Origin of the sequence: Microbacterium sp. SCN 71-21, assembly GCF_001725695.1 — a bacterium.
In the GTDB taxonomy this organism is placed as follows: Bacteria; Actinomycetota; Actinomycetes; order Actinomycetales; family Microbacteriaceae; genus Microbacterium; species Microbacterium ginsengisoli.
On the sequence record NZ_MEGA01000045.1, the window covers coordinates 1 to 22003 of the forward strand.

Here is a 22003-nt window from a genome sequence, read left to right on the forward strand (position 1 = left end):
TCGGCCGCCCAGATCGCCAGCTCCGACGCGCAGGTCGTGCTCGGTGCCGAGTCGTCCAGCGTCACGCTGAACTTCGTCGACACCATCACCTCCAAGTGCAAGGTGCAGCTCTCGCCCGCGAACACCGCGACGGCGCTGTCCGGCTACTCGAGCTACTACTTCCGCACCGCTCCGCCGGACACCGTGCAGGGCTCGGCGCTGGGCAACCTGATCGTCGGCGACGGCGTGCAGAAGCTCGGCTTCCTCGTGTTCAACGACGCGTACGGCACCGGCCTGCGTGACGTCGTGGAGGACACCGTCACCAAGGCGGGCGGCTCGATCGTCTACGGCGCCAAGGGCAAGGGTCAGGAGTTCGCTCCCGGTCAGACGACCTTCTCGTCGGAGGTCTCGGCGGTTCTGGCCGCCAAGCCCGACGCGATCGCCATCCTCGCCTTCGATGAGACCAAGTCGATCGTCCCCGAGCTCAAGGCTCAGGGCTGGGACATGTCGAAGGTCTACATGGTCGACGGCAACACGGCTGACTACAGCACCACCTTCGCGGCCGACACCCTGACGGGTGCGCAGGGCACGATCCCCGGTGCTCAGCCCGACGCCACCTTCAAGCAGCGTCTCGTGGACTTCTACAAGACCTCGGCGAACGCCGACCTGAAGGACTTCTCCTACGCTCCCGAGTCCTACGACGCGATCGTGCTCGCCGCGCTCGCTGCCGACAAGGGCAAGGGCACCGACGGCCCCACGATCCAGGCGAACCTCGCCGCGGTCTCGGGTGTCAACGGTGGCGAGAAGTGCGCCGACTACGCCTCGTGCCTCGCCCTGCTGAACTCCGGCAAGGACATCCAGTACACGGGCAAGGCGGGCATCGGCCCGTTCAACTCCGAGAACGACCCGTCGAGCGCCTTCATCGGCATCTACAAGTTCGACGCGACCAACGTCCCGGTGTTCCAGAAGTCGATCCAGGGTTCGACCAACTGATCTCCTGATCACAGCGAAGGGGCGGGTGCGCGAGCACCCGCCCCTTTCGCGTGCCCGCCGTCGCCGCGCCACGCTTGACACGCGGAGCTCTGCATGATTGGTTAGTTACTCAAGTAATGAACCATGTGAGCACGTCGGGAGGGCCGTTACCGGATGGATGAGACGCGCCCGATCTTCGTGCAGGTCGCCGAGCAGATAGAGAACCAGATCCTCGCCGGCCTGCTCGCGGAGGACGCACAGATCCCGTCGACGAACGAGCTCGCCGGGTTCCTTCGCATCAACCCGGCCACCGCGCTCAAAGGAGTGAACATGCTCGTCGACGCCGGGATCGTGGAGAAGCGTCGCGGGATCGGGATGTTCGTGACGAGTGGAGCCCGCGAACGGGTCGCGGGCCGTCGGCGGAGATCGTTCGCCGACGAATTCGTGCGTCCCCTGATCGTCGAGGCCTCGACACTCGGCATTGAGGCCGACCAGCTCATCGACCTGGTGCGCGCCGAGTGCGCCGCCGCCGCGAACACCGACGTAAGGATCGCCTCATGACCGCCGCAGTCGCCCGCACCCGCGGGCTGGTGAAGCGCTACGGAAAGCTCGCGGCGATCGACGGCGTCGACGTCGAGTTCGCCGAGAATCGCATCTACGGCCTCCTCGGCCGCAACGGCGCCGGCAAGACGACGCTCATGCAACTGCTCACGGGGCAGATCTTCGCCGACGGCGGCTCGGTCGAGGTCTTCGGCCGCTCGCCGGTCGAACGCGGCGACGTCCTGCGTCGCCTGTGCTTCATCGCCGAATCGCAGCGGTACCCCGAGGGCTTCACGCCGGCGCATGTCTTCTCTGTCGCTCCCTGGTACTTCGAGAACTGGGACGCGGACTTCGCGAGCCGCCTCATCGCCGATTTCGCGCTTCCCCTCCGCCGGCCCATCAAGAAGCTGTCGCGGGGGCAGCTGTCCGCCGTCGGCGTCGTCGTCGGGCTGGCCTCCCGTGCCGACCTGACGTTCTTCGACGAGCCGTATCTGGGTCTCGACGCCGTGGCGCGACAGATCTTCTACGACCGGCTGCTGACGGACTACGCCGAGCACCCGCGAACCGTCGTGCTCTCCACCCATCTGATCGACGAGGTCGCCGGCATGCTCGAACACGTCGTCCTCATCGATCGCGGGCGCATCCTGCTCGACCAGGACGCGGATGAGCTGCGCGGCTCCGCAACGGCGGTGGCGGGGCCGGCTGCCGCGGTCGACGCGTTCGCCGCCGACTACACGATCATCGGACGGGAGCGTCTCGGCGGGCTCGCGTCGGTCACGATCGACGGCCGCCTCGACGCGGCCGCGCGAGCCCGTGCCGCGCACTCCGGCCTCGAGCTCGCCCCGGTGTCGCTCCAGCAGCTCGTCGTGCACCTCACCGGAGACGATCTCGCGAGCCCCGACGCCCCGAACCGGAGGGAAGCCGCATGAACGCGCTCACCGTCGTCGGATCGGCGCTGCCTCGCGCCGGTCGCATGCGGCGCAATCCGATCTGGCGCACCGTACGTCTGCACGCCGTGAACCCCGCCGTGTTCTTCGGCATGCCATGGGTCATCGCGGGCAGCGCCTGGGTGGTCTCGATGGTCGTCGGCCTGATCATCCGGAGCGTGGCCGGTGGGATCGACATCGAGGGGATGCGCTACAGCTGGGCCGTGCTGTCGCCCCAGTGGTACCTGGTGGTGGTCGGGGTGCAGGCCGTCGGGCTCACGTTCTCCTTCGCACTCGGCATCGGCTCGACCCGGCGGGACTACTGGATGGGCACCCTCGTCATGTTCGTGCTCGTGTCCGCGGAGATGGCGGCGCTCACGGCCGCACTCGTACAGGTCGAGAAGGCGACGGGCGGCTGGTGGCTCGGCGTCCACATGTTCGACGCGCTCTGGTACGGGCAGAACGGCTGGCTGACCGACTTCTACACGACCTTCGCGCTCCAGCTCCTCGTCCTGTCGATCGGCGCCGGCGCGACGACCGTCTACATGCGCTGGCGCATCCCGGGGATGGTGGTGCTCGCGTTCGGCGCGACGGCGGCGCTGGTCGTGGCCGGAACGGTCGTCACCCTCGTGCAGGGCTGGGCCGAGCTGTTCGGCTGGCTCGCCGCGATCGGGATCGTCGGGCAGTTCACGCTTCTGCTGGGTCTTGCCCTCGCCTGCGCGTTCGGCGGCTATCTGGTGATCCGCCGCGCGACCCCGCGCTGAGTCGACTCGCCTACTTGCCGGCGGCCTCGACATCGGTGGCGAGGGTGCCGAGGTACAGCTCGATCACCTTCGGGTCCTTCGCGAGCTCACGACCCGTCCCCTCATAGGCGTTGCGGCCCTGATCGAGCACGTAGCCGCGGTCGCAGATCTGCAGGCAGCGGCGGGCGTTCTGCTCGACCATGATGATCGTGACGCCCGTCTTGTTGATCTCGCGGGTGCGGATGAACGTCTCGTCCTGACGCACCGGCGACAGCCCGGCGCTCGGCTCGTCGAGCAGAAGCACCTTCGGGTTCATCATGAGCGCCCGGGCCATGGCGACCGACTGGCGCTCACCGCCCGAGAGCGACCCGGCGCGCTGCTTGCGGCGCTCGCCGAGCACCGGGAAGAGCTCCCAGATCTCGGCCACGCGCTTCGCGAACTGCTTCGGGCGCAGGAACATGCCCATCTGCATGTTCTCCTCGATCGTGAGCGAGGGGAACACGTTGTTCGTCTGCGGCACGAACCCGATGCCGGCCTGCACGAGCTGATTGGCCTTGTTGTTGGTAATGTCGCGACCCTCGAGGGTCACCGAGCCGCTGCGCACGTTCACAAGTCCGAACAGCGCCTTCAGCAGGGTCGACTTGCCGGCGCCGTTCGGGCCGATGATGCCGATCAGCTCGCCCTGGTAGGCCTCGAGGGTGCATCCGTTGAGGATGTTCACCCCCGGCAGGTAGCCGGCGATGAGGTTGTCCGCCTTGACGACGGGGGTGGCGGTGGTCTCGCTCATCGCGACTCCTCCTCGGCCTCGGCCTCGGCTTCGGCGGCCTGCTCGATCTGTTCGATGAGTCCGGTCGTGAGCGCGTCGTCGTCGCCCAGGTCCGTGTCGTGGTGGGCGCCGAGGTAGGCGTCGATCACGGCGGGGTTCTTCATGACCTTGTCGGGCGCGCCCTCGGCGACGACCTCGCCCTGGGCCATGACGACGACCCAGTCGGAGATGTGGCGCACCATGTGCATGTCGTGCTCGACGAACAGCACCGTTGTGCCGTCCTCACGCAGCGCCTGGATGTGCTCGAGCAGACTCTGGGTGAGTGCGGGATTCACGCCCGCCATCGGCTCGTCGAGCATGATCATCTGCGGGTCGCTCATCAGCGCCCGCGCCATCTCGAGCAGCTTCTTCTGCCCGCCCGAGAGGCTGCCGGCCATGTCGTCGCGCTTCGCGTCGAGCTTGAAGCGGGAGAGCAGCTCGTCGGCCTTGGCGATGTTCGCCTTCTCGGCCTTCGACCACAGCGCCGGGATGAGCCCGACGGCGAGGTTCTCGCCGGGGTTGCCCTTCGCGCCGATCAGCATGTTCTCCAGCACCGTCATGCGCGAGAGCGCCTTGGTGAGCTGGAAGGTGCGCACCATGCCGGCACGGGCGACCTTGGATGCCGCGGTGTTGCCGAGGGTGCGGCCGTCGAACGACCAGCGGGCCGCGGCATCCGAGGACGGGCCTCCGATGAGCCGCTTGGCGCTGGAGGGGCGGTCGAACCCGGTGATCAGGTTGAAGAACGTCGTCTTGCCCGCGCCGTTCGGACCGATGAGGGCCGTGATGGCGCCGCGCTGCACCTCGAGGTGGTCGACGTTGACGGCGGTCATGCCGCCGAATCGGCGCACGATGTTGTCGACGACGAGGATCGGGTCGGGCTTCGTGGCGCCGGGGGTCTCCTCGACGCCGCCGAGCTGCGTGCGGATCGCGGTGGTGACGGGGCCGAGGTCAGGCATTGAAGCTCAACTCCTTCTTCTTTCCGAGGATGCCCTGTGGTCTGAAGATCACGATGAGCATGAGCGCGACGCCGATGAACACCCACGACAGCGCCTGCGTCTGCTGCGTGTTGAGGATGGAGGTCGGGATGAACTCGCCCATGATCTGCACGATCGCGATGCGCACGACGAAGAAGATGATCGCGCCGAGCAGCGGACCGAAGATCGTCGCGGCGCCGCCGAGCAGCATGATCGTCCACAGGTTGAATGTGAGGGTGCGGCTGAAGCCGTCGGGCTGCACGGAGGCGGGGAGCACGGTCAGGATGCCGCCGAGCCCGCCGAGCACACCGCCGATGATGAGCGCCTGCATCTTGTAGGCGTAGGAGCTCTTGCCGAGGCTGCGCACGGCGTCCTCGTCCTCGCGGATGCCCTTGAGCACGCGACCCCACGGGCTGCGCATCGCGAGCCAGGTCAGCGCGAGCAGCACGACAACGAGGCCCCAGGAGACGATGCGCGTCCACCAGTCGTTGCCCGACCCCGGGTCGGTGTTCGGGTAGGTGAACCACAGGATGGTGGTCGACCCGGTGCCCAGCGGAGACAGGTCGGTGAACGGCCCGCGGTAGGTGGGTCCGACGAGGCCCGTCGAGCCGCCCGTGATGGGCGCGAGCGCAGCGAGGCGGCCCACCATGCGCACGATCTCGGCCGCGCAGATCGTGACGATGGCGAGGTAGTCGCCGCGCAGTCTCAGCGTCGGGATGCCGAGGATCGCCGCGAACGCGACGCACGCGAGGATCGAGACGAGCACGGCGAGCCAGAACCCGCCGCCGTAGATGATCGTCAGCGCGAACCCGTAGGCGCCGAGGAGCATGAAGCCCGCCTGGCCCATGTTCATGAGACCGGTGAAGCCGAAGTGGATGTTGAGACCGATCGCCGCGATGACGTACGCCGCGGTGACCGGCGCGATCGCGTTCTCGGTGAGCTGCTGCAGCAGGGAAACCCAGAAGTCCATCAGAACCCTCCTTAGCCGATCCGCTCGCGGCGGCCGAAGATGCCCTGCGGCCGGAACAGCAGGATGATGATGAGCAGCGCCAGGGCGGTCGCGTACTTCAGGTCGCCGGGCAGCCAGATGTTGGTCAGCTCGACGATGAGGCCGATGACCATGGCACCCGCGAAGGCGCCGAACGCGGTGCCGAGTCCGCCGAGGGTGACAGCGGCGAACAGGAGGAGCAGCAGCTGGCCGCCGGTCTGCCAGTTCACGCCGTTGAGCACGAGGCCGAGCAGCACGCCCGCGAGACCCGCGAGTCCGGATCCCATGATCCACACGCCCCGGATGACGCGGTCGACGTCGATGCCCGACGCCGACGCCAGCGCCGGGTTGTCGGACACCGCGCGGGTCGCGCGGCCGAAGCGGGTGTACATGAGGCCGAGCCCGACCGCGGCGATCGCGACGATCGCGATGCCCATCGACACGTAGGACTGGATCGTGAGGGTGATGCCCCAGATCGTGACGGTCGCCGGCGTGGCGAGGTCGATGCGCACGGTGCCGGCGCCGATCCACAGCTGCAGCACGTACTGCAGGGCGATCGACAGACCGATCGACACGATCATGAGCTGTGTGAGGCTGAGCCGCTTGCGTCGCAGCGGCTTCCACAGCACGACGTCCTGCGCCCAGCCGAACAGGGCCATCACCACGACGGCCGCGAGCCCCGCGAGCCACAGGTTGTTGCCGAGGATCGACATGAAGAACCAGGCCAGCACGCCACCGAGGCTCACCATCTCGCCCTGGGCGAAGTTGCTGAGGCCGGTCGTGCCGAAGATGAGTGACAGGCCGAGGGAGGCGAGGGCGAGGAGGAGGCCCAGGCGCACGCCCTGCACGAACTGCTGCCAGAACCGCTGCCAGTCGAACCCGGTGTCGGTCGTGGTCGCGCCGTCCGCAGAATCGCTCAGCGAGAAGATCGCCGAGAAGTCCGAGTGCAGCGACACCTGCACCGTGCGGGTGTCGGCGCCGGAGACGTACTGGCCGTCGGGCAGCGAGGTCTTGTCGAGGGTCACCGTGTAGGAACCGGCGGCGGTCACCTCGAACACCCAGCGGCCCGAGTCATCCGTGGTCGTGTCGGGGGTGGATGCCGCGGGCCCGGCGATCGACAGCTTCACACCGCTCGCGGGCTTGCCGTCGCTGGTGCGGATCGTGCCCTGGATGCAGGCTGTCGTCGCATCGGCGGAGCAGGTGGTCGCAGCGTGGGCGGCCGGGGCGGGCATCAGCAGGGTGAGAAGCACCCCGAGCGCGAGCACGAGCGCGCCGATGCCGGCGAGTCGTCGTCGCGATGAGAGCAACCTGTGCGCGAACTGCACGGTCATCGTCCTCCACGGGTCGTAGCTGGGCAGGCGCGCCGGGTGGCGCGGATGCACGTCCGAGAGACTAGGAGTCGCATATGTCAGGGGTGTTTCGGCACGGCATCGTCACCGAACCGATATCTCCGTCCACGCGGCCTCGTCGTCGCGTGCCGCCCAGTATGACTCGCGTTGGCCGATCGCGCGACTCGCGACACCCGAGTGCCGTCGCCGCTCGCGCGCGCGAGCGGGCGCGTACACGCGCGCGAGCGGAATACAGCCCGTTCCGCGCCGCTTAGAATCATCAGGCGGGATGACCCTCCGCCCTCGCCGCAACGATCGCGCCCCGACCGGGCGCCGCATGGGAGCACGCATGGAGCAGCACGACCCCTTCGGTTTCGTCGGACTCACCTACGACGACGTCCTGCTGCTGCCCGGGCACACCGACGTCATCCCGAGCGAGGCCGACACGTCCTCGCGGGTCACGCGCCGCATCACGGTCGCCACCCCGCTCATCTCGAGCGCGATGGACACCGTCACCGAAGCCCGCATGGCGATCGCGGTCGCCCGCGAGGGGGGTCTCGGCATCCTGCATCGCAACATCTCGATCGAGGACCAGGCGGCCATGGTCGACCGGGTCAAGCGCAGCGAGTCGGGCATGATCAGCGACCCGGTGACCACCACTCCCGACGCCACGATCGAGGAGGTCGACGCGCTCTGCGCGACCTACCGCATCTCGGGTCTTCCGGTCGTGGACGACGACCGTCGCCTCGTGGGCATCGTCACCAACCGCGACATGCGGTTCGTGTCGGGCTTCGAGCGCCGTTCGACCCTCGTGCGCGACGTGATGACCAGCGAGGGCCTCATCACGGCCCCGGTGGGCGTGAGTGCGGGCGACGTGATCGCCGCCTTCGCCAAGCACCGCGTCGAAAAGCTGCCCCTCATCGACGCCGACGGACGTCTTGCGGGTCTGATCACCATCAAGGACTTCGACAAGAGCGAGAAGTACCCGCTCGCCACCAAGGACGAGCAGGGTCGCCTCCGCGTGGGCGCCGCGATCGGTTTCTTCGGCGACGCGTGGGAGCGCGCCGAGGCCCTGCGCGACGCGGGCGTCGACGTGCTCGTGGTCGACACGGCCAACGGCCAGTCGGCGGGCGTCATCGACATCGTGCGGCGCATCAAGGCCGACCCGACGTTCGCGCACATCGACGTGATCGGCGGCAACGTCGCGACCCGCGAGGGCGCTCAGGCGCTCATCGACGCGGGTGTCGACGCCGTGAAGGTCGGCGTCGGGCCGGGCTCGATCTGCACCACCCGCGTCGTGGCGGGTGTGGGCGTGCCGCAGGTGACGGCCGTCTACGAGGCGTCCCTCGCCGCCCGCGAAGCGGGCGTGCCGGTGATCGCCGACGGCGGTCTGCAGTACTCGGGCGACATCGCCAAGGCGCTCGTCGCGGGCGCCGACACCGTCATGATCGGGTCGCTGTTCGCCGGCACCGACGAGTCGCCGGGCGAGATCGTCTTCCAGGGCGGCAAGCAGTTCAAGCAGTACCGCGGCATGGGCTCGCTCGGCGCGCTGCAGACCCGCGGCAAGAAGACGTCGTACTCGAAGGACCGCTACTTCCAGGCCGACGTGCCCAGCGACGACAAACTGATCCCCGAGGGCATCGAGGGCCAGGTCGCCTACCGCGGCCCGGTCGCCGCCGTCGCCTATCAACTCGTCGGTGGTCTGCGTCAGTCGATGTTCTACGTCGGGGCGCGCACGATCGAGGAGCTCAAGACCAAGGGGCGCTTCGTGCGCATCACGGCGGCGGGCCTGAAGGAATCGCACCCGCACGACGTGCAGATCGTCGTCGAGGCGCCGAACTACAAGAAGTGATCCCTGTCGTCCGGCGCCTCGATGAGGGGCTGGATGCCGCGGTTCACGCCGCGTGCGCGAGTTCCCGTTCGCTGTCCGCGGCCGTCGCCGGCGTGCCGCGGCCGGCGGGCAGGAACAGGGCGAGCACGGCGGTGACCAGCAGCACGGCCGCCCCGGTGAGGACAGCGGGGCGCGCGGCATCCACATACATGTCCGGGCGCAGCTGACCTCCGGCGCCGACGAAGATCGCCGTCATGACGGCGGTGCCGAGGGCGACGCCGATCTCGCGCACTGTGGAGTTGACGCCCGACGCCTTGGCGTGGTCGGCGATGCCGAGTGTCGACAGCAGAGCTGTCGCCGACGGCGCGAACACGAGCCCCATGCCGACGCCGGCGAGCACGAACGGCGCGACCATGTCGATGTAGGGCGTCGTGGTGGAGATCATCAGCGCGAGCCAGCCGAGGGCGATGCCTTGCGCTGCGAGTCCGGTGACGAGCAGGATGCGGGTGCCGACCCGCGGGGCGATGAGCCCGGCCAGGGGTGCGACGACCATCGGGGCGAGCGTCCACGGCGTGGTCTGCACCGCCGCCTCCAGCGGGGTCGAGCCGCGCACGACCTGCATGTACTGGATGAGGATGAAGATCGACCCGAACGTGCCGAAGCTGAACGCGAAGCCGACCGCGTTGGTGAGTGAGAACGAGCGGTCGCGGAACAGTCGCAGCGGCACGAGCGGGCTGCGCGAGCGCCACTGCCACACCAGGAACGCGATCACCAGCAGCGAGCCGAGCACGATCTCGCCGATGACGGAGAACGTCGACCAGCCGTCGTCGTTGCCACGCACGATGGCGTGCACGAGGGCGAGAACCCCGGCGCCGGCGAGCACGGTGCCCACGACGTCGATGCGGGCGCGGGCGCCGCGCTGGTTCGGCAGCGCCCAGATCGCGAGCGGCAGGGCGATGACGGCGACGGGGATGTTGATCCAGAAGATCGTCTGCCAGTTCCAGCCCTCGATGACCGCCCCGCCGACGAGCGGGCCGACCGCGACGCCGAGGCCGGCGATCCCGCCCCAGATGCCGATCGCGAGCGGGCGCAGCCGATCGGCGACGCCGCCGGTGATGAGGGCGAGCGAGAGCGGCATGACGCCCGCGCCGCCGAATCCCTGCAGGGCTCGCGCGGCGATGAGCTGACCGGGGTCCTGCGAGAGGGCGGCGAAGATCGAGCCGATGCCGAACACCGCGATGCCGATCGTGAAGACGGTGCGACGGCCGTAGCGGTCGCCGAGCGCGGAGGCCAGCAGGATCGTCGAGGCGAATGCGAGGGTGTACGCGTTCACGAACCACTGCAGCTGCTCGACGCTGGCGCCGAGGTCCTTGTGCAGCACCGGCAGGGCGTTGGTCATGACGAGGTTGTCGAGGGTCGCCATGAACATGGGCAGGGATGCCGCGGCGATGACGAGTGCGGCGGGGCGGCGGCGCGCGGCGGTGGCGAGGCTCATGGTGCGGCCTTTCTGGTCGGAGGAGGAGTGGCGGGATGCGGAGCGAGGGTGTCTGTATCGACGCGCGACCCGGCAAGGCAACGCGTGTTTGTAATCGAATGATTACTTTGACATGGCCGACTGTAGTAATCGACTGATAACCTGTCAAGCGTGACCCCCACAGACGAGCCCGAACGGCGCCTGAGCTCTGAGGAGCGGCGCTCGCAGATCGTCGTCGCGGCGCTCGCCGTGTTCGGCGCCAAGGGGTACGTCGGTGCCACGACCGACGACGTCGCGCGCGCGGCATCCGTCTCTCAGCCCTATGTCGTGCGCCTGTTCGGCAGCAAGGAGAATCTGTTCGTCGCCGCCTGTACGGCGGCGCTCGACCAGCTCCTGGCGGGGTTCCGGGCGGCGGCCGAGGCGACCGACGACACGCTCGAGCACCGGCTCGGCCGCGCCTACATCGACCTGCTCGAGACGCGAGGTCTGCACCAGACCCTGACACACGCCTTCCTCCTGGGTGCCCATCCGGTCATCGGTCCGGTCGCCCGCGACGGCTTCGCCCAGGTGTGGGAGTACCTGCGCTCCCTCGGGTTCACCGCCGAGCAGGCGCAGGGATTCCTCGCGCACGGCATGCTCATCAACACGATGATCGGCATGCGCCTCGCCGACGACTACGACGTGGACTCGCGGGTGACCGAGCTGTTCGACGCGTGCTTCCCGGCCGACAAGGCCCGGGTGCTCGGACTCGCGCCGCGCGTCGACGACGCCTGGTGACCGGCGCCGCTCAGGCCTGAGCCGCGCGCCGCACGAGCGGCAGCGCGGCGACCACGACGAGCACCGCGACGGCCGCGGCGAACACCACGAGCACCGCGGTCATCGGGGCGAAGACGAGCGCGGCGCCGATCGCGAGCACGGGCACCGCGAGTCCGAGGTACGACGCCAGGAACATGCCTGCGAGCGCCTCCCCGCGGCGCTCCGGGGCGGCGAGGCGCCCCGCCGTCATCATCGAGGCGCGGAACACGAGTCCGACGCCCGCGCCCGCGGCGACGCCGCCGACCGCGAAGACCGCGAGTGTCGCAGTGAGCACGCCGACCGCGAGGGCGGCGAGGCCGGCGACGACGAGCACGAGGGCGAGCACCAGCTGACGCAGCGCGCACAGGCGTCCGAACACCAGCTGGGCGAGAGCGGATGCCGCGAGCACCGCGAAGGTCACGGCTCCCCCCGCGAGCGGCGCGGGCTCGTGCATGACCTGGGTCATCACGACGGGGGCGAGCGAGGTGAACAGCCCGAACACCGAGAAGCCGGCGAAGCCCGCGATGGCGGCGGCCGTGTAGTCGCGGCGTCCCTCCGGCGGCACGGCGACCCGCTGCGGGCGGTACGCGGGACGCTCCCTCTGGCGCACCACGGTCTCGGGCACGAGCGCGATGCCGAGCACGGCGAGCGCGAGGAGGCCGGCGAAGAGCAGGTAGGGCGTCACGGTCGGGCCCGGAAGCCAGGTGACCAGGGCACCTGAGATGAGCGGGCCGAGCGCCAGGCCGCCGGTGTTGAGCACCGTGGCGACGGTCGTGGCCCGCACGGGGCCGGCGCCGGGCCGGGCGGCCGCGTCGAGCTCGACGAGGTGGGCCGAGGCCGTCGCGGTGATCGCGCCGATCCCGAAGCCCGACACCACGCGGGCGATGATCAGGCCCGCCACGTGCGGGAAGACGAGGAAGAGTCCCGCGGCGACGAGCTGCAGCGCGACGCCGAGGAGCAGCATCCGGCGCCGTCCCACCCAGTCGGAGATGTGCCCGACGAGGAAGAGGGCGGCGAGGACGCCCACGGCGTAGGCGGCGAAGATGACGGTCACGACCCAGGTCGGGAAGCCGTCGGCGCGTGCGTAGAACGCGTAGATCGGGGTGGGGATGGTCGTGAAGGCCATCGTCGCGAGGAACCCGAGCGCCACGACCCAGAACCCGGTGCGGTGCGAGACGCCGGGCGTGCGCAGGCGGATGACGGGGATGTCGGCGGTCGTGGTCATGACTCCAGTGTGACCGCGATCGGACATCGATGGAAACGAACGTTCCCGATGAGGGCGATCGTTCTGAACGATGACGGCGCTAGGCTCCCGCCATGGACCTGCGTCAGCTCGAGTACTTCGTCACCGTCGTCGACGAGGGCGGGTTCGGTCGGGCGGCGGCACGTCTGTTCGCCGCGCAGTCGACGGTGTCGGCGGGGGTGCGCGCCCTCGAACGCGATATTTCGAAGATCTGCCGCAAGGTAGTCAAGGGCCTGCAACTGGCCTGTTCGAGCGGGACACCCATCGGGTCGCGCTGACCCCGGCGGGCGAGGTCGCCCTGCCGCGCGCCCGCCGCCTGCTCGACGAGTGGGCGCTGCTGCGCGATGAGGTCGCCGACGACGGCGAGCTGCGCGGGACGCTCCGCATCGGCATCCTCACCAACGTGCTCGTGCGCGGGGCGCTGCCCCGCGTGCTCGGCACGTTCCGCGCCCGACACCCCGGCGTGCAGCTGCACCTCTCGCCGTCGGCGACCGGTTCCGCCGGTCTCGGAGCCGACCTCGCCGCAGGGCGCATCGACGTCGCCTTCCTCGGCGCCGAGCCGACCGAGGCTGTGGCCGACCGGGCCTGCCTCATCGCGTCCGAGTTCGTCGCCGTGCTGCCCGCCGACCACCCCCTCGCCGCGTCCCGCACTGTGCCGCTCGCGCGCCTCGCCGAGGAGGACTTCGTCGACTCGCCCGCAGGGTTCGGCCAGCGGTCGGTCTTCGACGCCGCGCTCGCCGCCCGCGGTCTCGCGCGTCGCACGATCGTCGAGGTGGGAGACGTCGCGCAGATCCCCGAGTTCGTGGCGGCCGGGCTCGGCGTCGCCGCCATGCCGCGCTACCTCGTCCCCGACGCGCCGCGCGGCGCGGGGTTCGCCCTGCGCCCGCTCGACGAGCGCATCGAGTGGCGCCTGCTGATCGCGGTGCGCCCCGGTGCGAGCCGTGCGGCCCGCGTCTTCGTCGATGCCGTCGCGGCCGAGGTGGCCGCGGCATCCGTTCTGCCCGGCGACAGCGCGCGCACCGGCATCGGCGCTCGCGGGCGTCGCCGGTAGGCTGTGGGGGTGAGCATGGACATCGAGCTGGGTCGCTCCAAGCGTGCGCGTCGCGCCTACACCTTCGACGACATTGCGGTGGTGCCGTCGCGGCGCACCCGCAACCCTGAGGATGTCTCGACCGCCTGGACGATCGACGCCTTCCCCTTCACGGTGCCGGTGCTCGGCGCCCCGATGGACTCGGTGGTCAGCCCCCGCACGGCGATCATGCTCGGACAGCTCGGCGGGCTGGGCGTGCTCGACCTCGAAGGTCTGTGGACGCGCTACGACGACCCGGAGCCGCTGCTGGCCGAGATCGCGGCGCTCGACGAGTGCGACGCCACCCGCCGCATGCAGGAGCTCTACTCCGAGCCCATCAAGCCCGAGCTCGTGAGCGCGCGCCTGGCCGAGATTCGGGCGGCCGGCGTCACGGTCGCCGGAGCCCTCACCCCGCAGCGCACGCAGGACCTCTACGAGACCGTGGTCGCGGCCGGTGTCGACCTCTTCGTCATCCGCGGCACGACGGTCTCGGCCGAGCACGTCTCGAGCGTCGCCGAGCCGCTGAACCTCAAGAAGTTCATCTACGACCTCGACGTGCCCGTCATCGTCGGCGGCGCCGCGACCTACACAGCGGCCCTGCACCTCATGCGCACGGGCGCGGCCGGCGTGCTCGTCGGCTTCGGCGGCGGCGCGGCATCCACCACCCGGGCGACCCTGGGAATCCACGCGCCCATGGCGACCGCGGTCTCCGACGTGGCCGCCGCCCGTCGCGACTACCTCGACGAGTCGGGCGGCCGCTACGTGCACGTCATCGCCGACGGCGGTGTCGGCACCTCGGGCGACATCGTCAAGGCGCTCGCGATGGGTGCCGACGCGGTCATGCTCGGGGTCGCGCTGGCGCGCGCGACGGATGCCCCGGGGCTCGGCTTCCACTGGGGACCCGAGGCGCACCACCCGAAGCTCCCGCGCGGCCACCGCGTGAAGGTCGCGCAGGTCGGCACCCTCGAGGAGATCCTCTACGGCCCGGCCTCGGTCGCCGACGGCACCACGAACCTCATCGGAGCGCTCCGGAAGTCCATGGCGACCACCGGCTACTCCGACCTCAAGGAGTTCCAGCGCGTCGAGGTCGTGGTCGCGCCGTACGGCAGCTGATGAGCGCACCCGTCACCCCGTCCGCCGAGGCCGATGCGCCGCAGGTCTTCCCGCCGACGCTGCGGGAGGTCATGCTGCGCCCGCGGTGGATCGCGATGCTCCTGCTGTGCCTCGTCGTGGCGGGCGTGTTCGCGTGGCTCGGGCAGTGGCAGCTCGGACGGGCCCTGTCGACCAGCCCCGTCGCACCGGGCGCGAGCGAGCAGGTGCAGCCCCTCGCCGATGTGACGAAGCCGGGCGTCGCCCTGCCCGACCCGCTCGCGGGTCAGCGCGTCGAGGTATCGGGCTCGTACGTGCCGGGTGACTTCATCGTCATCACCTCACGGCTGAACGACCAGACCGAGGGCTACTGGGTCTCCGGGCAGCTCCGCATCGCCGACGTCGCCCAGCCCACGTCGGTCGCGGTGGCACTCGGCTTCACGACGTCGAAGGATCAGGCGGATGCCGCGGCATCCGCTCTCAACGCCCAGGCGACCGCCGATCCGACGGCGCGCGTCGATGTCACCGGGCGCGTGATCGCGGACGAGGGACCGGTCGTCTCGGCGACCAAGAGCGACCCGTTCGAGCTGAGCCGTATGTCGCCGGCGGCCCTGCTCGGGCGCTGGCACGACATCGCGGGCCTGAACGTGTATCGCGCCTACATCACGGCCCAGACGCCGTCGGCGGGGCTGGATGCCATCCACTCGCCCGCCGTCGACAGCGGCACCTCGGTGAACTGGCTCAACATCTTCTACGCCGCCGAGTGGGCGATCTTCGCCGGCTTCGCGTTCTACCTCTGGTACCGCCTCGCGAAGGATGCCTGGGAGCGCGAGGTCGAGGAGCTCACCGGCGGCGGCGAAGACGACGACGAGCTGCCCGCGGAGGCCTGATCCCGCCCGGGTAGGATGGGCTCATGCCCGCCGGACCCAAGCTCGCCTCGTTCCCGGCCATCCGCGGCTCGCTCGTGTTCTACCAGGTCTGCTCGGCCATCACCGGTGTGATGCTGCTGCTGCTGGTGACCGAGATGATCATCAAGTACGGATTCGGCCTCGAGCTGTTCGCCGGCGGCAACGCCGGCTTCCTCTCCTTCCAGCCGCTCGACGCCTTCGGAAAGTCGACCGGCACCGGACTCAACCTGTCGCTGGGCATCCTCATCGCCCATGGCTGGTTCTACGTCGTCTATCTCTTCAGCTGCTTCCGCGTGTGGAGCCTCATGCGGTGGCCGTTCTGGCGCTTCCTCATGCTCGCCGCGGGCGGTGTGGTGCCGTTCCTCTCGTTCATCATGGAGGCCATCGTCGCCCGTGATGTGAAGCACTATCTCGTCGCCCGCGAAGACGCCGCCGCCGCGAAGAAGGCCGCCGCCGACGCATCCTCGCCCCTTCCGGAAGGCACCGTGTGACCGACTCGACCACCACCGACCAGCGCCCCGTGCTGGTCGTCGACTTCGGCGCCCAGTACGCCCAGCTCATCGCCCGCCGCGTGCGGGAGGCCGGGGTCTACAGCGAGATCGTGCCGCACACCGAGTCGGCGGCCGAGATCGCGGCGAAGAACCCGGTCGGCATCATCCTGTCGGGCGGCCCGTCGTCGGTGTACGAGCCGGGGGCGCCGAGCCTCGACGCGGGCGTGTTCGACCTCGGGGTGCCGACGCTCGGCATCTGCTACGGCTTCCAGGTGATGGCTCAGGCGCTCGGCGGCGAGGTCGCGAACACGGGACTGCGCGAGTACGGCGCGACGGATGCCGCGGTCACGGGTGACGGCGGCGTGCTGCTGGCCGGTCAGCCGGTCGAACAGAACGTGTGGATGAGTCACGGCGACCAGGTCTCCCGCGCCCCCGAGGGCTTCACGGTGCTCGCCTCGACGTCGGCGACGCCGGTGGCCGCGTTCGGCAGCGACGAGCGCCGCTTCTACGGTGTGCAGTGGCATCCCGAGGTCAAGCACTCCGACTACGGCCAGCGGGTCATCGAGAACTTCCTGCACACCGCGGCGGGCCTCCCCGCCGACTGGAACAGCGGAAACGTCATCGCCGAGCAGGTCGAGAAGATCCGCGCCCAGGTGGGCTCGGCCCGCGTGATCTGCGGCCTGTCGGGCGGTGTCGACTCGGCCGTGGCGGCGGCGCTCGTGCAGCGCGCCGTCGGCGAGCAGCTCGTGTGCGTGTTCGTCGACCACGGCCTCCTGCGCAAGAACGAGCGCGAGCAGGTCGAGACCGACTACGTCGCGGCGACCGGCGTGCGGCTCGTGACGGTCGACGCGGCCGATACGTTCCTCGCGGCGCTCGACGGCGTGAGCGACCCCGAGCAGAAGCGGAAGATCATCGGGCGCGAGTTCATCCGCACCTTCGAGCAGGCCGCGGCGGCGCTCGTCGCCGAGGCCGAGTGGTCGGGCGAGCCGGTGAAGTTCCTCGTGCAGGGCACGCTCTACCCCGACGTGGTCGAGTCGGGCGGCGGCACCGGCACCGCGAACATCAAGAGCCACCACAACGTGGGCGGGCTTCCCGACGACCTCGAGTTCGAGCTGGTCGAGCCGTTGCGCACCCTCTTCAAGGACGAGGTGCGCGCGATCGGCCGCGAGCTGGGACTGCCCGAGGTCATCGTCGGTCGTCAACCGTTCCCGGGCCCCGGGCTCGGCATCCGCATCGTCGGGTCGGTGACGCGCGAGCGTCTGGAGATCCTGCGGGACGCCGACGCGATCGCTCGCGAGGAGCTCACGCGCGCGGGCCTCGACGGCGAGATCTGGCAGTGCCCGGTGGTGCTGCTCGCCGACGTGCGCTCGGTGGGCGTGCAGGGCGACGGCCGCACCTACGGCCACCCGATCGTGCTGCGACCCGTCTCGAGCGAGGACGCGATGACCGCCGACTGGACGCGTCTGCCGTACGACGTGCTCAGCCGCATCTCGAACCGCATCACCAACGAGGTGCGCGACGTGAACCGCGTCGTGCTCGACGTGACGTCGAAGCCGCCGGGGACCATCGAGTGGGAGTGAGGCGCGCGCCTGCGGGCGTGCGCCGTGTGGCCGCCCGACGCGTCGGCGGCTGAAGGGGAGTGGGCTCGTGCGCTATGTGAAGCCGACCGCGTCGGACGAGGTCTTCAACCGCACCGTCGGCTTCTTCACGCGCATCGGGCTGCCGCTCGCGGGCTCCCGCGTGCTCGCGGTGCGCGGGCGCTCGTCGGGCGAGTGGCGCACGACCCCCGTGAACCCGCTGCGCGTCGGCGGTGAGCGCTACCTCGTCGCGCCGCGCGGCGAGGCGCAGTGGGTGCGCAACCTGCGGGTCGCCGGCACCGGCGAGCTGCGTCACGGCCGGCGGGTCGAGCCGTTCACGGCGAGCGAGGTCGTCGACGCCGACAAGACCCCCGTCCTGCGGGAGTACCTGCGGGCGTGGGGCTGGGAGGTCGGCCGGTTCTTCGAGGGCGTCGACAAGAACGCCACCGACGCGCAACTGGCGGAGATCGCGCCCGGGTTCCCCGTGTTCCGGCTGACCGCCGCGGGCTGAGCCGTGGCCGAGTTCCCCGACGCGCACTACCTCGTGCTGTCGTCGCGCCTGATCCCCGGGCTCGACGGCGGGTACACGGTGGCGACGCTCGCCCGGGCCCGGCAGTTCGCGGCCGCCGGTGCGCGGCCGCCGCTGCTGCTCACCGTCGATCCCGGCGCGGTGGCCGACCACGCCGCGCAGCGGGCGACGTTCGTGGCGCGGGGGGATGCGGCATCCGCGGATCTGTTCCGCAACCTGTTCGACGATGTCGTGGCGGATGCCGCGTGGCTGCGCGCCGCGGCACGCCCCGGTGAACGCGACGACGTGCTCGAGTACCGGGCGGTGACGGCCCCCGACGGCGCCGTCGTCGCCGAGCTGCCCGTCGTGCACGACCCGGACTGGCACCTGAGCACCGCGCCCATCGTGGTGCCGGGCGCCGGCATCGTCGACGGGTTCGGCGCGCTGTACGCGGCGTGGATCGCCCATGTCGTCGCCGGCGTGCGAGCCGCTGACGGGCTGCCCGTCGTGCTGGTGTGCGAGTCCCGGCAGCTCGGCGAGCTGCTGGTCGACCGGCTGCCGGCGGGTGTCGCGCTCGTGCACACGGTGCACACCGCCCATCTCGAGCCGCCCTACGACGCCGACGCCCCGGTCAACGCGCTGTGGCGGCGCTGGCTCGCCGTCGCCCCGCGCTTCGCCGCCGTGGTCTGGCCGACAGCCCGCCAGCTCGCCGATGTGACGGCCCGGTTCGGGTCGCGGCCGGGCGACGCGGTGGTGCCGAACGCCGTGCCCGTGGCGGATGCCTCCGACGCCGACCGCGCCAGCGACCACGTCGTCGTGCTCGGGCGGCTGGCGCCCGGCAAGCGGGTCGCCGACATCCTGCGCGCCTGGATGATCGTGCGCGAGACGGTGCCGGGCGCGGTGCTCGACGTCGTGGGCGACGGCCCGCTGCGCGCCGAGCTCGAGGCGCTCGCGCACGAGCTCGGGCACGGGGCATCCGTCGTCTTCCACGGTGCGACGACCGAACCCGGTGCGGTGCTCGAGCGGGCCGCGCTGCTCGTGCAGGCAACGGCGTTCGAGGGGCAGGGGCTCGCGGCTCTCGAGGCCCTCGGACACGGCTGCCCGGTGGTCAGCTACGACGTGCGGTACGGGCCGCGGGAGCTGCTCGGCACGGGCGCCGGGGTGCTCGTCGACGATGCGGATGCCGCGGCTCTCGGTGAGGCCGTCGCGTCGCTGCTGCGCGACCCCGCGCGTCGTGCCGCGCTGGCTGCCCGCGGGCGCGAGGTCGCGGCGGACTACACGCCCGAGGCGGTCATGCCGCGCTGGGCGGACGTCGTGCGGCACGCGCTGGAGCGTGCCGCGGGCTGACGCCGAGGCAGCGTGACGGCTGGGCGGGCCGAGGCCACCGCGGGCTCACGCCGAGGCCGGCGGAGAGGCGACGCGGCGCGGCATCCGGACATGACGAAGGGGCCGTCCCGTAGGACGACCCCTTCGTGGAGACTCGCGTCAGTTGTTGCCGCGCAGGATCGCGAGCATGCGCAGGATCTCGAGGTAGAGCCAGACGACCGTGACCAAGATGCCGAAGCCGCCGAGCCATCCGAACTGGCGGGGGGCGCCGTTGCGCACACCCTGCTGGATGGAGTCGAAGTCGAGCACGAGCGAGTAGGCCGCGAGGATCACGACGAACACACCGATGATGAGGCCGAGCGGGATGCCCGCGATGTGCACGCTCGAGAGCAGTCCGAAGCCGCCGCCGTTCGAGGAGTTCAGCACGCCGAACGCCATCAGCAGCACGTTCAACAGCGAGAAGACCAGGTAGCCGACCATCGCGATCAGGAAGATCTTGGTGGCGCGGGCCGAGGCGCGGATCTTGCCGCTCGCGAACAGCGCCAGGGTGACGCCGACCACCGCGAGGGTGGCGAGGGTCGCCTGCAGCACGATGCCGGGCCAGATGAACTCGAAGTAGGCCGAGATGCCGCCGACGAACAGACCCTCGAACGCCGCGTAGGCGAAGATCAGCGCCGGACGTACCTTCTTGCGCGAGGTGAAGATGACGACCATCGAGAGGATGAAGCCGCCGATCGCGCCGATGAGCCACGGGGCCATCGAGGGCGCCGGGTTCGCGGCGGTGACGGGGGCCATCGTCCAGATCCAGCCGGCGACGGCGGCGACCAGCAGGATCGCGAAGAGCGAGAGCGTCTTGAGGACGGTGTCCTCGATCGTCATGCGCCCGGTCGCGACCGCGTCGGCGGACGGGGAGGCGTAGACGCCCTCGAGGTGCGCAGTGGTCGCGGCATCCGTCGTCGCGGGGGGCGGGGTCAGACCCACGCCGCCGGCGGGCTGTCCGCCGCGAGCGCGCACGGCGCTCTGGTCTTGGAAGGCGGGGTTGTTGAACGCGGGGTTGGACGAGGCCATCGCCGGATCACACTCCAATGTCAGGTGGCGGCACGGTGCCGCACTTCCACGATAACGCCCGGAATCTCGCGGGTCGAAGGGAGACCCTGTGAGTGCGCTTTGAGCGCTCGCGCGACACGTGCGACGAGTACCCTGAGCGCGTGTCACCCCGGGAACGCCTGCTCGCCGCCTTCGACCGCACCCCCGAGGGCGGACCGATCATCATCGGGCACCGCGGCGCCCCCGGCTATCGCCCCGAGCACACCCGCTCGTCGTACCTGCTCGCGATCGAGTCGGGCGTCGACGCGGTCGAGCCCGACGTGGTGGTCTCGCGCGACGGCGTGCTCGTGGTGCGTCACGACGCCGAGATCGGTGAGACGACGGATGTCGCCACCCGCCCCGAGTTCGCCGACCGCCGCACCCGGCGGGTGATCGACGGCATCGAGCTCGACGGCTGGTTCACCGACGACTTCACCTGGGCGGAGCTGGCGACGCTGCGGTGCCGAGAGAGGATCCCCGCGCTGCGCGAGGCGTCGGCGCGGTTCGACGGCGCCGAGCCGATGCTGCGGCTGCCTGATCTGCTCGCGCTGGTGGCCGCGGCATCCGATCGTGTCGGTCGCGAGGTCGGCATCGTGATCGAGGTCAAGCACGCCGCCCACTTCGCCGCGCGCGGGTGGGACCTCGCGGCGCTCGTCGCCCGCGATCTCGCCGCGGCGGAGGTCCCCGGCCCGGTCGTCATCGAGTCGTTCGAGCAGGGGGTGCTCACGGCGCTGCAGCAACGGGGTGTCGCCGCGTCGTACGTGTACCTCGTCGAGGCAGAGGGCGCCGCCGCCGATCTCATCGCCGCCGACGGTGAGGATGCCGCCACCTACGCGTCGCAGCTGACGCCCGACGGTCTCGACGCGCTCGCCGGTCAGGTCGACGGCATCAGCGTCGACAAGGCGCTGCTGCTCGACCCCGCGCGCCGTCGCGTCGTCGCCGACGCACACGCCCGCGGCCTCGCCGTGTTCACCTGGACCGCGCGGCCCGAGAACGCGTTCCTGTCGGAGCGGTTCCGGCGCGGCGGCGACGCGGCGTTCGGCGACTGGCGCGGTGAGTGGAGCGAGATCTGGGGGAGCGGGATCGATGGTGTGTTCGTCGACCACGCGGACCTCGGGGTGGGGTTCGCGCGGGGCTAGCGGGGAGTGTCGACCACCGATACGCGGAAAGCGCAAAGTGCATGACGACGTGGACGCGACGGCGGGAGTCGAACCCGCAACACGACCGGGTATGAGCCGGTGCCCGGGACCGCCCGGATCGCCGCGATGACCTCACGCTAACCCGGGGCCGCGACATCCGGAAGGCGTGTCTCGCACTATTGCCGACGATGACCCTGCGTGACCGGATCGCG

General features: G+C 70.6%; 22 protein-coding genes and 1 tRNA gene. 15 read left to right on the plus strand and 8 right to left on the minus strand.

Features of this window, described 5'->3' with window-relative positions; genetic code table 11:
• The 4 genes from ABT08_RS08110 to ABT08_RS08125 all read left to right on the plus strand — a co-directional run.
• Window positions 1-972 (plus strand): ABC transporter substrate-binding protein (locus ABT08_RS08110; RefSeq protein ID WP_288114584.1); only part of this gene is annotated, 972 nt, incomplete at its 5' end.
• Between the two features lie 153 nt (window positions 973-1125).
• On the plus strand, window positions 1126-1512 hold the full coding sequence (locus ABT08_RS08115) for a GntR family transcriptional regulator (protein WP_056206032.1): 387 nt from the start codon (window positions 1126-1128) through the stop codon (window positions 1510-1512).
• A complete protein-coding gene (locus tag ABT08_RS08120) occupies window positions 1509-2420 on the plus strand; it encodes an ABC transporter ATP-binding protein (RefSeq protein ID WP_056206030.1) in 912 nt (303 codons plus the stop codon). Before ABT08_RS08115 ends, ABT08_RS08120 begins: the two co-directional genes overlap by 4 nt.
• Window positions 2417-3181 carry a hypothetical protein gene (locus ABT08_RS08125; RefSeq protein ID WP_288114586.1) on the plus strand — a complete coding sequence of 255 codons (765 nt, stop codon included), beginning with the start codon at window positions 2417-2419 and terminating at the stop codon, window positions 3179-3181. The genes ABT08_RS08120 and ABT08_RS08125 overlap by 4 nt, the downstream gene beginning before the upstream one ends.
• 10 nt (window positions 3182-3191) lie before the next feature.
• On the opposite strand, the gene ABT08_RS08130 is transcribed toward ABT08_RS08125, so the two are convergent.
• Genes ABT08_RS08130 through ABT08_RS08145 form a run of 4 tightly spaced genes read right to left on the minus strand, consistent with a single transcriptional unit; the run spans window position 3192 to window position 7309 of the window.
• Window positions 3192-3947 carry an ABC transporter ATP-binding protein gene (locus ABT08_RS08130; RefSeq protein WP_045246619.1) on the minus strand — a complete coding sequence of 252 codons (756 nt, stop codon included), beginning with the start codon at window positions 3945-3947 and terminating at the stop codon, window positions 3192-3194.
• On the minus strand, window positions 3944-4921 hold the full coding sequence (locus ABT08_RS08135) for an ABC transporter ATP-binding protein (RefSeq protein ID WP_045246620.1): 978 nt from the start codon (window positions 4919-4921) through the stop codon (window positions 3944-3946). Before ABT08_RS08135 ends, ABT08_RS08130 begins: the two co-directional genes overlap by 4 nt.
• Entirely contained in the window at window positions 4914-5909 is a 996-nt protein-coding gene (locus ABT08_RS08140) for a branched-chain amino acid ABC transporter permease (protein WP_288114588.1), read from the minus strand. Before ABT08_RS08140 ends, ABT08_RS08135 begins: the two co-directional genes overlap by 8 nt.
• An 11-nt stretch (window positions 5910-5920) precedes the next feature.
• Window positions 5921-7309, minus strand: coding sequence for a branched-chain amino acid ABC transporter permease (locus ABT08_RS08145; protein ID WP_327037314.1), 1389 nt, complete (start codon window positions 7307-7309; stop codon window positions 5921-5923).
• Between the two features lie 295 nt (window positions 7310-7604).
• On the opposite strand from ABT08_RS08145, the gene guaB reads away from it, so the two are divergent.
• Window positions 7605-9107 carry an IMP dehydrogenase gene (guaB, locus tag ABT08_RS08150; protein ID WP_137878246.1) on the plus strand — a complete coding sequence of 501 codons (1503 nt, stop codon included), beginning with the start codon at window positions 7605-7607 and terminating at the stop codon, window positions 9105-9107.
• 43 nt (window positions 9108-9150) lie between these two features.
• Here guaB and ABT08_RS08155 read toward each other — a convergent pair whose 3' ends face one another.
• A complete protein-coding gene (locus ABT08_RS08155) occupies window positions 9151-10581 on the minus strand; it encodes an MFS transporter (protein WP_056518713.1) in 1431 nt (476 codons plus the stop codon).
• 150 nt (window positions 10582-10731) lie between these two features.
• Here ABT08_RS08155 and ABT08_RS08160 point away from each other — a divergent pair, with 150 nt between their 5' ends.
• Window positions 10732-11337, plus strand: coding sequence for a TetR/AcrR family transcriptional regulator (locus tag ABT08_RS08160; RefSeq protein WP_082482951.1), 606 nt, complete (start codon window positions 10732-10734; stop codon window positions 11335-11337).
• A gap of 10 nt (window positions 11338-11347) precedes the next feature.
• On the opposite strand, the gene ABT08_RS08165 is transcribed toward ABT08_RS08160, so the two are convergent.
• Window positions 11348-12580: an MFS transporter gene (locus ABT08_RS08165; protein ID WP_056206026.1), complete on the minus strand. Its 1233-nt coding sequence runs from the start codon at window positions 12578-12580 to the stop codon at window positions 11348-11350.
• Between the two features lie 92 nt (window positions 12581-12672).
• Between ABT08_RS08165 and ABT08_RS08170 the strand changes: the two genes are divergently transcribed.
• The 8 genes from ABT08_RS08170 to ABT08_RS08205 all read left to right on the plus strand — a co-directional run bounded on the left by ABT08_RS08170 (window position 12673) and on the right by ABT08_RS08205 (window position 19587).
• Entirely contained in the window at window positions 12673-12876 is a 204-nt protein-coding gene (locus ABT08_RS08170) for a LysR family transcriptional regulator (RefSeq protein ID WP_288114613.1), read from the plus strand.
• 125 nt (window positions 12877-13001) lie between these two features.
• Window positions 13002-13649 (plus strand): LysR family transcriptional regulator substrate-binding protein, encoded by a 648-nt coding sequence (locus ABT08_RS08175; protein ID WP_502685879.1) that lies wholly within the window; start codon window positions 13002-13004, stop codon window positions 13647-13649.
• 15 nt (window positions 13650-13664) lie between these two features.
• Complete coding sequence (locus tag ABT08_RS08180; RefSeq protein ID WP_056206024.1) at window positions 13665-14780, plus strand: GuaB3 family IMP dehydrogenase-related protein; 1116 nt, start codon at window positions 13665-13667, stop codon at window positions 14778-14780.
• Entirely contained in the window at window positions 14780-15646 is an 867-nt protein-coding gene (locus ABT08_RS08185; protein ID WP_502685880.1) for an SURF1 family protein, read from the plus strand. Before ABT08_RS08180 ends, ABT08_RS08185 begins: the two co-directional genes overlap by 1 nt.
• 23 nt (window positions 15647-15669) lie before the next feature.
• Entirely contained in the window at window positions 15670-16155 is a 486-nt protein-coding gene (locus tag ABT08_RS08190) for a DUF3817 domain-containing protein (protein WP_045246629.1), read from the plus strand.
• Window positions 16152-17735 (plus strand): glutamine-hydrolyzing GMP synthase, encoded by a 1584-nt coding sequence (gene guaA, locus ABT08_RS08195; RefSeq protein ID WP_288114590.1) that lies wholly within the window; start codon window positions 16152-16154, stop codon window positions 17733-17735. The genes ABT08_RS08190 and guaA overlap by 4 nt, the downstream gene beginning before the upstream one ends.
• A gap of 67 nt (window positions 17736-17802) precedes the next feature.
• The gene (locus tag ABT08_RS08200) at window positions 17803-18243 is read left to right on the plus strand and encodes a nitroreductase/quinone reductase family protein (protein WP_200930808.1); all 441 of its coding nucleotides are present in this window, start codon (window positions 17803-17805) and stop codon (window positions 18241-18243) included.
• Between the two features lie 3 nt (window positions 18244-18246).
• Window positions 18247-19587, plus strand: a complete 1341-nt coding sequence (locus ABT08_RS08205) for a glycosyltransferase (protein WP_056206015.1) — start codon at window positions 18247-18249, stop codon at window positions 19585-19587.
• A gap of 138 nt (window positions 19588-19725) precedes the next feature.
• Here the strand turns inward: ABT08_RS08205 and ABT08_RS08210 are convergent, their stop codons facing one another.
• A complete protein-coding gene (locus ABT08_RS08210) occupies window positions 19726-20634 on the minus strand; it encodes a Bax inhibitor-1/YccA family protein (RefSeq protein WP_056518715.1) in 909 nt (302 codons plus the stop codon).
• Window positions 20635-20774: 140 nt separating this feature from the next.
• Between ABT08_RS08210 and ABT08_RS08215 the strand changes: the two genes are divergently transcribed.
• Window positions 20775-21791, plus strand: coding sequence for a glycerophosphodiester phosphodiesterase family protein (locus ABT08_RS08215; RefSeq protein ID WP_288114592.1), 1017 nt, complete (start codon window positions 20775-20777; stop codon window positions 21789-21791).
• Between the two features lie 50 nt (window positions 21792-21841).
• Here the strand turns inward: ABT08_RS08215 and ABT08_RS08220 are convergent.
• A tRNA-Met gene (locus ABT08_RS08220) sits at window positions 21842-21917 on the minus strand.
• Between the last annotated feature and the right edge of the window lie 86 nt (window positions 21918-22003).

Bases quoted from the DNA above. Each gene is read 5' to 3' on its own strand.
- ABT08_RS08115 (WP_056206032.1), top strand. From the start codon at position 1,126: ATGGATGAGACGCGCCCGATCTTCGTGCAGGTCGCCGAGCAGATAGAG.
- ABT08_RS08120 (WP_056206030.1), top strand. From the start codon at position 1,509: ATGACCGCCGCAGTCGCCCGCACCCGCGGGCTGGTGAAGCGCTACGGA.
- ABT08_RS08125 (WP_288114586.1), top strand. From the start codon at position 2,417: ATGAACGCGCTCACCGTCGTCGGATCGGCGCTGCCTCGCGCCGGTCGC.
- ABT08_RS08130 (WP_045246619.1), bottom strand. From the start codon at position 3,947: ATGAGCGAGACCACCGCCACCCCCGTCGTCAAGGCGGACAACCTCATC.
- ABT08_RS08135 (WP_045246620.1), bottom strand. From the start codon at position 4,921: ATGCCTGACCTCGGCCCCGTCACCACCGCGATCCGCACGCAGCTCGGC.
- ABT08_RS08140 (WP_288114588.1), bottom strand. From the start codon at position 5,909: ATGGACTTCTGGGTTTCCCTGCTGCAGCAGCTCACCGAGAACGCGATC.
- guaB (WP_137878246.1), top strand. From the start codon at position 7,605: ATGGAGCAGCACGACCCCTTCGGTTTCGTCGGACTCACCTACGACGAC.
- ABT08_RS08155 (WP_056518713.1), bottom strand. From the start codon at position 10,581: ATGAGCCTCGCCACCGCCGCGCGCCGCCGCCCCGCCGCACTCGTCATC.
- ABT08_RS08165 (WP_056206026.1), bottom strand. From the start codon at position 12,580: ATGACCACGACCGCCGACATCCCCGTCATCCGCCTGCGCACGCCCGGC.
- ABT08_RS08170 (WP_288114613.1), top strand. From the start codon at position 12,673: ATGGACCTGCGTCAGCTCGAGTACTTCGTCACCGTCGTCGACGAGGGC.
- ABT08_RS08180 (WP_056206024.1), top strand. From the start codon at position 13,665: ATGGACATCGAGCTGGGTCGCTCCAAGCGTGCGCGTCGCGCCTACACC.
- ABT08_RS08185 (WP_502685880.1), top strand. From the start codon at position 14,780: ATGAGCGCACCCGTCACCCCGTCCGCCGAGGCCGATGCGCCGCAGGTC.
- ABT08_RS08190 (WP_045246629.1), top strand. From the start codon at position 15,670: ATGCCCGCCGGACCCAAGCTCGCCTCGTTCCCGGCCATCCGCGGCTCG.
- ABT08_RS08210 (WP_056518715.1), bottom strand. From the start codon at position 20,634: ATGGCCTCGTCCAACCCCGCGTTCAACAACCCCGCCTTCCAAGACCAG.